At 63.1% G+C, this 10069-nt stretch carries 2 protein-coding genes; both read right to left on the bottom strand.

From position 1 onward, the window contains the following. The coding region (locus tag D7S89_RS17980; RefSeq protein ID WP_121279507.1) for a two-partner secretion domain-containing protein at window positions 1–9549 on the bottom strand (9549 nt) is incomplete at its 3' end. A gap of 155 nt (window positions 9550–9704) precedes the next feature. Further along, on the bottom strand, window positions 9705–10064 hold the full coding sequence (locus D7S89_RS17985; protein ID WP_121279509.1) for a hypothetical protein: 360 nt from the start codon (window positions 10062–10064) through the stop codon (window positions 9705–9707). Between the last annotated feature and the right edge of the window lie 5 nt (window positions 10065–10069).

Here is a 10069-nt window from a genome sequence, read left to right on the forward strand (position 1 = left end):
GCCGTCCGGATTGACCTCTTGCAGCAAGCCGCCGATCTGATTGAGCTGTGCCACGTTCAGCGACATCTGCCCCGCCGCGGCGCTCATGAACCCGCCGGGCTGCACCCTCGTGCCCGTGGTCTCCTCGTACCCCGCGTCAACGTCTTTGCCGGCGTTGGCCCAGACCTGCCCAACGTCAACCTGATTGGCGCGATTCGTCAGCGTTCCCGTATTGACCGTCAGCGACCCGGCCGACGCGATCATGCCCGTATTCAACACGCTGCCGCCGCTCTTGGCGTCACCGAAGTCCAGCTTCAGGCTGTCGCTCGCCACGATGTTGCCGCCCGCCGACAGCGCGCTCGCATTGGCCGGCAGATACACCTGCGGCATCAGCGCCGTCACCATCGGGCACGTGGCTACACCCGTCGCCGTGCAACTGGGATCCGGCACGGTCTGCTCCACGTACCAGAGCATCGGCTTATCCAGCGCGCTCACCTGCGCTTGCGTCAGCGCCTGACCCAGCTTCAGGCCATTCGCGTTTGCGTACTTGAGTGCGTTCCCGTACAGGTAACCCTTCTCCTGCTCGGTCACTGACAGCTGGTTCTGACTGTCATACGAGAGTCCATCGACGAAGGCGGCCTTGCCCGTCTGCTGCATCGCGACTTGCTGCAACAGCAGGTCTTCTTCCTGCGGGTTGTAGTAGAACAGCGTCGTGCCCGGCTGAAGCGACGACGGCAACTTGTCGAGCAGGTTTTGCGCGCTATAGCCCGCTGAGCTTACAAGCGGTGCATCGAAATACGACGCCTTGCCTGCCTCCAACTTCTCGGGTCCGCCGGTCCCCATCACGTGAGGCAGCGACACGTGCAGTCCTGGCAGCGTCAGCGGACTGAGCGCAATGACTTGCGACGGTGCATTCACGAGCGGCGTATAGGTGTTCGCTTTCGTGATGCCGTTGATGAGCTTCTGCCCTGTCAGCGCCACCGACGTGCCCAGCACGTTCCCAACGTTTTGAATCTCCCCGGCGGAATTGATCGAGAGATTCGGCGCCTGAATCGTCGCGGCGATATTGCCCACCGGCTGCGGCGGATCGATCACGCCACCCACGTGCGTATATGCATCGCCATACAGCGCCGTGCAGTCGGCTACCGAACCGCAGGCCCAAATGTCATGACGCTTATCGTCGCTGAAGTCCCCCGTCTCTTGCACCCAATGCGAGTGCCAATAGGCATTCAGAGTCTGTGCCTCGTTGACGACGGGGCCCGCAACATTGATCTTTGCGCTCGTGCCGGCTGAAATCAGGCTACCGATGTTCGTGAGACTGCCCGCGTTGATCTGCAGGTTGTTCCCTGCGCTAATCGTGGAGCTGTTGCCCGACTGCTGATCGACGTAGCTTTCGCAGTAGCTCTCCTTGTAGCCACCAGCCGTCATACAGCCGTTGTATTGCTCCCGTTTGCCGTAGTTCTCGTGAATCTGGACGGGCGGCGGCAGAGTATTGGTAATGGCTCCCGAGACATTCAGCGTAATGTCGTTGCCGGCGACTATGTTGCCCGACGTGTTGTTCAGGCTCGTGGCCGGAACAGTTGCCCCAGCCGTCGAACCGACGCCGCTGATGACGATGTCGTGACCGGCGAGAAGATTCCCGTAAGTGTTGTTGACCTGCCCCGAAGCAATGACAAGATCATGTCCTGCGTAGATCGTCGCGTTGTCCTGCGTATACGTGAATGTGGTGCCCGTCGGGTTATCACCGCGCGGGTGCCCCCAAAAGCCGCACACGTAGTTGGGTACACCAGACGCGCAACCGACTTGCGACGAATAGTTCTGGCGATTTCCGCCCTGGTTGGTAAGTGTCTGCGCTTGAATGTCGACGACGTTGCCGGCGTAAAGCAAACCCGCATTCACGAGATTGCCCCCGGCAACAGTCATGTTGTTGCCGGCTACGATCGTCCCGGTCGGAAAGGACGACGTTATCGTTCCGTTCGCCGTGGGCGCCGCCCCCGGAGCGATGTCGAACATCGTCGGTGGAAGAACGTCCACAATCGCGCAGGAGTGGTCTGCGTCGCAAATCGTCCCAGTCGGGTTACCCGTGCCTTTGACAGCAATCGTTCCCAGGGACTTCAACTGTGCGAAGAAGCTCGAGAGCTGGTTTGCATCAACATATTCGGTAGTCTGGCTGACTACCGTCGGCATGACGGCCCCATTGCTCAACGCCTGCACCTTGAGCGAGACGTTGCCCAATGCAGAGATCTGTCCACCTTGATTCGAAAGCGAATTGGCGGTCAGAGAAATGGATCCACCCGCCGAAATCACACCGGACGTGCCGGGCTTCAGCGTAGTTGTCGACGCATGGACGTCGGGCAATATAAGCGTCTTCGAGGCGATCGCCTTCGGGTCCGGGCTCGTGCCAACGTACCAGAGATTGGCATATCTAGCGTCTCCAGTCTGACTACTCTCTCCGACCTGTACGTTGTACTCGTTGAACGTAACGGCCCCTGAGCCGGCGACCGGTTGAGAGCAGCTGGTGCAGATGATGCTTGGTCCGGCATCACTCAATTGCATTCCCGTAGGAGAAAGCAACGTTCCCAACGAAGCGTTGAATGTATTCGAACCCGACGAATCTTTGTACTGTTGCCAGTACGTTTCGGTCCCTGCTGCGGCCGATAACAGCAACGACGAATCGATGACCGTCGTGGTAGTAGTCGCCGACCCGCTCGGCGCCGTCTGATCGTTGACCACCGACGCAGCGTTGATGCTGATGTCATGCCCAGCGAAGATAGACCCGCCTGTGTTCTGCAGCGTGCCCGTCAGGTTGAACGTAGCGTCGCCTTGCGCCTGCGTCGTCCCACCTTGGTTGTCATACGACCAGCCCGTCGCCGACATCGAGCCGACGCCCGGCGCCGTCTTGCTCCCCGCCTCTACAGTCCCGCGATTGGTCACGTTGCCGTTGATCGCAAGCGCGTGATCGGCGTGCACGAGTGCGTTGGCCGCGTTGTTCAATGTCCCGTTGAGCGTCACGTCGTTACCCGTGACCTGCCCGGAGTTCGTGAACGTACCGCCCGTTGTGAGCGTCAAGGGCGCGGTCCCGCTAATCGTTCCGCTGTTGGTCATGCCATTTAGCGCGTTGACGGAAACGCCCTGTCCGCCGTAATTCCACGTGCCAGTAACATCGATTGCGTTTGCCGTAATCGACAGCTGACCACCTTGGCTGATCGTCCCTTGCGACAGATCCAGCGCCGCATGCTCCGCGTCGATCGCGAAGTTGCGTTGTGCAAGCAACTGCCCATTCGCGTTGTAATACGCAGCATTTCCACCAGTGATCGTGAGCGACACGTCACCCGTCACCGGTCCATTCGGTGTGGTCGGGTTACCGGCAAAGATCAGCCCGTTCGCATTGTTCAAAGAGCCGGTGTTGATGGTCAAGGCACTCATGCCCATCAACGATCCACCGCCGTTCGTCAACGCATTCGCCACGCTGACGTTCGTCGTCACGCCGCTCACTACCCCAGCGTTCGTCAAGTTCGTGGCGGTAATGGTTGCCGTGCTTTGCGATGCCAGCGAGGCCTTCGCGGCATTCACGACATTCGGTGCCGAGACCTTCAGCGCACCGCCGGAAAACACGTTGCTCGAGTTACTGAATGTCTTCTGTGCCGAGAACGTCGTATTGCCGGCGACACCGACGGTCTTGCCCACCAGTGCCAGCTGATTGGAAGCGTTAGCATTCAACGCGCCGCCGACCAACACGTTGCCGAGCGTGACATCCGCGCCTGACAGCTGCATATCGTGCGTCGACACGAGTTGTGCCGCGCTACTGTCCAGCGTGCCTTGTGCCGATACAGTGACGTTCTTCGACCCCAATACGGAACCGCTCAACGTCACGTCGTGGCCGGAAAGATCCACTTGTCCAGCAACGACGCTGGTGCCGCTCAGCGTCAGCTTTTTCCCGGCCGTCAGCGATGCGTCGCCGTTGGACGACGCGCCACCTACGGTGACATTGCCGTTCGTCCCCTTGACGTTCAGCGCGCCCTTGGAGCCGACGCTCCCCGTGACCGTCACGTCGTTGGCGGCCTGGATCTGGGCATTGCCACCCGACAGTACCGCGCCGTTAAACGTCACGCTGCCTGCTTGCGAGGTGGCCGTGACGTTGCCCTTTGCGGTTGTGGCGCCAAGCGTCATGTCGCCGTTCGCAGTCGCCGTCAACTGCCCCGTGCTATCGATCGCGCCAAGCGTCATGCCGCCGTTGACGGCATTGAGCGTGATGTCATTCGTGAACGTCAGCGCACCGCCACCTGCGATCGCACCGCCAGCGTGGACGTTCAAAGCGCCCAAGCCGTAAAACGCGCCAGTCAGGGTCGCAGCACCGCCCGAGGTCAGCGTCACGTCGCCATTCACGAGCGAGCCCCCCATCGCGAGCGCACTACCCGCGCTCGCGTTGAGCTTGCCCGTGCTCGCCGTCGTCCCCGTCACGCTGAGATTGCCGTTCGTGGCCGTGAGTGCGGCGTCACCGCCAAGGCCAACATTGCCGCCAACCGTCAAATTGCGCGAGGCGGTCACTGTGGTCTTGCCACCGGTCGAGACATTACCGCCGACCGTCACGTCACGCGCGGCCGTCACCGTCGCCGCGGCTCCTGAGCCGAGCGTGCCCGTCACGCTCACATCTCCTGCGCCGTTGCCGCCCTTAGCTTGCAACGCTACTGCGCCGCTCGCCAGCACCGCCCCCATCGACAGATCGTTGCCGGCCGTCGCGGTGAGATTGCCGTTCGTCTTCGCAGTGCCTGCAACGCCAATACTCCCGCCCGCACCGATCGTCAGATCACCCGTCGAATTGACGCTGCCTAGCGTTGCGTTGCGCGTGGCGCTAACCGTCGTCACACCGCCCGCGTTAGCCGCGCCCGTCACGCCGACATCGCGCGCCGCCTGCAGCGTCATCGTGCCGAACGCCGTTGCCGCGCCGCCGAACGTCACGTCACCGCCGCCCGCATTGCCCTTCGCCGTCACCGCGAGGTTGCCGGTCGTCGCCTGCGCGCTGCCCAGCCCTGCATTGTTCGCGCCCGTCACCGTCACGTTCGCGCCTTGCAGTGAGCCGGTCAGTGCCACATCGTGCGAAGCCATCACGGTCGCATCGCGCCCGAATGCGGCCGAGCCTGCGCCCGTGATGTCACGGGCCGCCGTCAAGGTGCCGCCCTGTTGCCCCGCGAGTGCGCCCGTCACGTTGACGTCGCGCCCAGCGCCCACCGTCACGCCCTTGGTCACCGCGAGCGTGCCACCGAGCTGCGTATCGAGCCCCGAGGTCACCGCCAGCGCACCACCCACCTTCGTGGTACCAGCGAGCGCGGCCGTGCCGTTCGTCGCCGTTACGTTCAAGTCATTCGTCGACGACACGCCACCCGCGCCCGCCGTCACCGTAACGTTGCGTTTGCCGGTGAGCGTCGCCGTATCGCCACTGCCGAGCGTGCCGCCGATCATTACGTCGCGCGCTGCCGTGAGCGTGACAGCACCCGGTGCCGTCGCTACGCCCGTGATCGATGCATCGCCATTGCCGGCGTTGCCGTTGGCGGTCAACGTGAGCGTCGTGCTCGAAGTAACGTTGTTCAGGGCGGCGCTATCCGTGCCAGTCACTTGCACGGTGTTGGCCTGGAGCTTGCCCGTCAACGCGATGTCGCGCTGTGCCGTGATGAGCGCCGTTTGCGTGATCGACTGCGTGCCGGCGCCCGTGATATCGCGCCCGGCGCTGATCGTGCCGTTCGCTTGGCCCACGAGCGTGCCGTTAAGCTGCGCATCACGCCCCGCGTTCAAGTTCAGATCACCCATCGCCGTCGTGCTCGCGCCGAGCAACGCATCGAGGCCCGTCGTGATCGACAGCTTGCCGCCGCTATTCAGGCCACCCGTTGCGTTGAGGCTCCCTTGTTGTGCTTTGAGCGTCGCGTCGCCGACCGATTCGATCGCCCCCGCTACGTTGACGTTGTTCAGCGCGCTAACGCCGACGGTCGAGCCGCCCGCGAGCTTGCCAGCTTGGCTGATCGTCACGTCGCCCGCAGCGTTCGCGACGAGCGCACCCGCCGAGCCGGCCGCGCTATTCACGGTCAGGTTGCCGGCGCCCGAAGTGCCAGCGACGAGATTGAGCGTCGTCGCCGACTCGACGCTATTGACTGAGGCGTCCTTAGCGGCAGACACGAGCACGGCATTGCCTTGTACGAGACCGCCCTGCGCGACGTTGCGGCCGGCCGTGAGCGTCGCGGCTTGCGCGAACGTCATCTTTCCTGTGCCGCCAATGTCACGGCCTGCGGTAAGCGCGCCATTGCCCTTGCCGTTGAGCGTGCCCGTCACGTTGACGTCGCGCGTCGCGGTGAGCTTCGTATCGAGCGCAGCGGTGGCCGTGCCACCCAGGTTGACGTCCGTGCCAGCCTGTACATTCAACCCACCATTGCTGGCGATCGTGCCTGTCGACGTTGCCGCACCGCTCGTTGCGCTCAAGTTCGCATCGCCTGCTGATTGCAGCGAGCCGCCGACGTTGAGGTTCTGCCCTGCGTTGAGCGCGACGGTCGCGCCGCTGTTCACTGCCCCAGTCGTGTTCAGGTCCTGTTGAGCGTTCAGCGCAAGGGTCGAACCGGCCTGCACGTTGTTGAACGTCGCCGTGCCGCCCGCGTTGGTCTGGATCGTCGCTGCGCGCAGCGACTCGGTGAGGTTCGTGTCGCCACCCGAGCGCAGGATCGCGGCGAGACCGAACGCGAGACTACCCGCGCCGCCGATCGTGCCGCCCGCCGTCAGCGTGCTGTTGCCCTGGTTGACGAGCGAACCGTTCATCGTGAGGTTCTGCCCCGCGCTCAAAGCGAGGTTGCCGAGCGCCGACGTGCTGGACTGGGCCGCTGTGGTGCCGAGAGCGATCGACTGCGCCGCGTTCATCGACAAGTCGCCACCCGCCGCGATTGAACCCGTGCTCGTGAGCGACCCACTCGTGTTCGTGAACGTCACGTTGCCGTTCGACTTTACGGTGCCCGCGATCGAGGTGTTCGATGCGGCCGTTGCAGTGAGCCCCGTCGCCGTCGTCAGCGTGCCGTTCACCGCGAGGTTGCGTGCGGCATTCAACGTGCCGCTCGCGAGCGAGGCCACCTTACCGTTGACAGCGATATCGCCGCTACCCGCCGAGCCCTTCGTGGTCACCGTCAACGCGCCGTTCGCCTGCACGTTGTTCAGCGTCGCCGCATTGCCAGCGTTCAACGCGACCGCATTGCCCTGCAGCGAGCCCGTCACATTGACGTCGTGCGTGGCATTGACCGTCGTGTCCTTCGTGAAGCCATTGTTGCCACCGAGATTCGCGTCGTGCCCGGCCGTCAGCGTCGCGCCGCCTTTGCCGGCGAGCGAGCCGCCGGTCGTCAGGTCGTTGCCCGCTGTGAGCGTCGTATCGCTCACCGCACTCGTCGAGCCCGTCAGCGACACGTTCTGTGCGCCTTGCACCGCGAGCTTGCCGGAGCTTTGCAACGAGCCCGTCGAGGTAACGCTACCTGTCGTAGCCGCGATCGTCGTATCGCCGACCGACTGCACCGTGCCGGCCGTAGCCACGGTCACGTTCCGCGCCGCCGTGAGTCCGACTTGCGCGCCACCGGCGAGCGTACCGTTCACGAGCACGTCGCGTGCGGCCGTCACGGCAGTATTACCAACGGTCGCTGCGTTGCCGTTGAAAGTCACGTCGCCGCCGCCCGCCGCGCCGTTCGCCGTCACGTTAAAGGCCCCGCCTGCCTGCACACTTGCGAACGAGGCGCTGTTGCCGGCATTCACCTGCAGGCCATTAGCGAGCAGCTTGCCGGTCAGGGCGACATCATTGGCTGCTGTCAGCGTGCCGTTTTGGCCAAACGCCATGGAGCCGCTGCTGGTGATGTTCCCTTGCGAGTTGACGCTGCCGTTGCGCTGAGCGATCAGCACACCCGGCACGTCGAAGCTGGCTGCGCCAATCGTCGCATCCGTGCCCACCAGAAGCGAACCGGGCACACTAAACGCTCCTCGCGCGGTCGCGTTCAGGCTCGTGCCACTCGCAAGCGCCCCCGTCACCGCAATGCCCTGCCCCGCCGTCAGCGTGACGGCTTGTTTCGCCGTAGCCTGCGAGGCAATGGTGGTCGTCTGTCCCGACGACAGCGCAAGATTGCCATCGAGGTTCACATTGCCGTCAGTCGTGATGTTGCCGCCTGCGTTGATGCTCACATCGCCGCCCGACTGCAGCGTGCCGGTCGACGTGACATCGCCGCTCGCGTTGATCGCATAGCCGCCGATGCCGGCATGCGCGCCCGTGAGTGTCACATTGCCGCTCGACTGCACACTCAATTGCTTCTGCGCGGCGCTGCCGGCCATCGTCACGTCGCCATTAGCCGAGAGCGTCAGATCGCTCGCGTTCGCCGCGAGCTGTGCGTCGGTACGCACGCCCATGCCGGCTGCGGTGCCGATCACCTGAATCTGGCCGGCCGTCATCGCGCCAAAGGCTGTCGCGTCGATCGCCAAGCCGTGGTTCGCGTTGGCGCCATTTGCCGCGTTGATCGCCGCGGCCGTGTTCACGGAGCCGTTAGACGACGTTGCGTAAGTCGTACCCGTATCCGCGACTACCGTCGGTGACACAAACTGCCGCCCTGCGATCGCATTGATGCGATTACCGGCATAGAGCGGCGCATTCACACCGATCGTCTCGCCGATGAGGTCGATCGTGCCGACAGTGCCCTCGATACCGGAACCCGGCCCGTTCACCCCGGCATTACCCTCGATCTGGATATGGCCGCCCGTGACGTTGTAGCCGAGCGTCTGCCCGCGCGTGAAGTCGGTCGGCGTACCGCCCACACCCGTCAGAAATTGCGGCGTGCCCGTCGTGAGCGTCACGCCGATCGTGTTCGTGAAACCCGTCCCTTGCGTGGCGATGCCGTTCGGGTTCGCAATGATGACGTTAGCGGGCGCGCCGAACACTTCGAGCGGCCCGTTCAAGAGACTCGCGAACGCGGTGCCCGTCGAGGTGACCTGGTTGACGATCACGCTCGCCGTGCGCCCGTTCAGCTTCGGATTCGCGGCAACGTTGCCGCCCGTAAGCGACGTCCCCGACATCAAGCTGTTGTTGAGAATCAGCCCGACGGGATCGATGTTGAAGCTTTGATACTGGTTCAGCGAAATACCAGCTGAATTCGGCGCGGTGATGTTGACGACGGGCACGCCACCGCCGGCACCTGTCGACTGCGTGAGTGTCGGTTGAAACGAAATCGGCGCACGCGGATCGACGATCGGTGCCGCCTCCGCCACTTGCATCGCCAAGCGGATGGCGAACGAGACCCGCAAGGTAGCGAGATCCTGCACGACGCGCCAAGCTTCGTCGTCCAGACGCTTGCTGCCAGCGGCCACGACACCAGCAGCGGCCCGTCCCTGCTCGACCGTCACAGTGATGGGACCCACGAAAAGCGTGGCGGCCACGACGGCACTTATCGCACGCTGCCACCAACGATAAGCACGCGGCGCAGGCGCCATGGCAGCGTCAAGATGCAATTGCTCACGCGCCACGTCCGCTTGCGCGAGCCGCTGCCAATCACCCCGTCGTGTGGTCTTCTTCATGCTTGGTCTTTCTTCTTGCTTGTTGCTTTGTTCGTTACTCGTACTGCTTGGCGCTCGTTAATTTTCAGCGCCAATTACCCGCCCAACTCTTTTAAAACCCTTTCCTACCGAACTCCTGAAGACGCACTCACGGTGCCTTCAGTGCAGCGTGGAGCTCAGTAGTCGATTCTCTGCTCGCCCCGCTTGCCGAAGTTGGCGATATGGGCCAAACGAAACCCGGCCGGCAATGCCTTGTCTCGCATCAATTGCGAAACCGCTGCTTCCAAATCGCCCAACTCGCCCACCTCTGCCGATATGTGAATCCAGTACGGCAAATCCTCGTGCGCCGCTTCATCAGACAACGCAACGACGAACACCATGCCGCCGCACGAGCCTTTCAGGTAATAGCCATCAACATAATTTGCGCTTTCACGCTCTTCCCCATCCGTTATTTCGAGCGCATCAAAAAATGCGTTCGCAAACAACCTCAAGTTTGCATAGTCGGTGTGCGCACCGAGCAAATTAACGTATCGCATCTAAT

Source organism: Trinickia fusca, from assembly GCF_003628145.1.
GTDB classification, from domain to species: Bacteria; Pseudomonadota; Gammaproteobacteria; order Burkholderiales; family Burkholderiaceae; genus Trinickia; species Trinickia fusca.